We start from the raw sequence: 323 nt of genomic DNA on the forward strand, positions 1-323 counted from the left end.
TTACCACGGTGTGGTTCATGACTGGGGTGAAGTCGTAACAAGGTAACCGTAGGGGAACCTGCGGTTGGATCACCTCCTTACGAAGTGCTCGTAAGTGTTCACACAGATTGTTTGTTTAGAAGAAATAATTAAGTCCCCTTCGTCTAGAGGCCTAGGACATCGCCCTTTCACGGCGGTAACAGGGGTTCGAATCCCCTAGGGGACGCCATAAAAGTGATGAAATTATTTCTTAGTAATCATTATGTTTGTATTTACTTATTAGTTGTAATGAGTGAATAGAAAGATAAAGCTCTTTAACAATTAGGAACAAGCTGAAAGAAACG

1 tRNA gene and 1 rRNA gene are annotated in these 323 nt (G+C 41.8%); both read left to right on the top strand.

The annotated features are described in order from the left end of the window. Positions 1–80 (top strand): 16S ribosomal RNA (locus GQ590_RS12170); the annotation flags it as partial. Positions 81–132: 52 nt separating this feature from the next. Then, positions 133–208, top strand: a tRNA-Glu gene (locus GQ590_RS12175). The last annotated feature ends 115 nt before the right edge of the window (positions 209–323 follow it).

Origin of the sequence: Gilliamella sp. Lep-s35 (assembly GCF_009795845.1) — a bacterium.
In the GTDB taxonomy this organism is placed as follows: domain Bacteria; phylum Pseudomonadota; class Gammaproteobacteria; order Enterobacterales; family Orbaceae; genus Gilliamella.